Source organism: Bowmanella dokdonensis (assembly GCF_017254865.1).
GTDB lineage: Bacteria > Pseudomonadota > Gammaproteobacteria > Enterobacterales > Alteromonadaceae > Bowmanella > Bowmanella dokdonensis.
Window position 1 is genome coordinate 1 of the sequence record NZ_JAFKCV010000259.1, and the last position, 319, is coordinate 319.

Annotated in this window: 1 pseudogene; it reads left to right on the top strand. The window is 54.5% G+C overall.

Going from position 1 to position 319, the window contains the following annotated elements:
* Positions 1 to 280, top strand: a pseudogene (locus J0A66_RS22475) (argininosuccinate synthase); the annotation flags it as partial.
* Between the last annotated feature and the right edge of the window lie 39 nt (positions 281 to 319).

Here is a 319-nt window from a genome sequence, read left to right on the forward strand (position 1 = left end):
GCACCTGGTATATGACGGTCGTTGGTTCACGCCACTGAAAGATTCTATTTTGGCGGGTGCTCAAGCGTTCGCTAACCAGATTACCGGTGATGTGGTGGTTAAGCTCTACAAAGGGCAGGCCACTGTGGTGCAGCGTCGCTCACCTAACTCGCTGTATTCCGAAGATTTCGCCACTTTTGGTGCGGATGATGTGTATGACCAAAGCCACGCCGAAGGCTTTATCCGTCTGTACAGCCTGGCCAGTCGCATTAAGGCACTGAAAGATAAGGGACAAGCCTGATGGCCTTGTGGGGCGGACGCTTCCAGGGCGGAAGCAGCG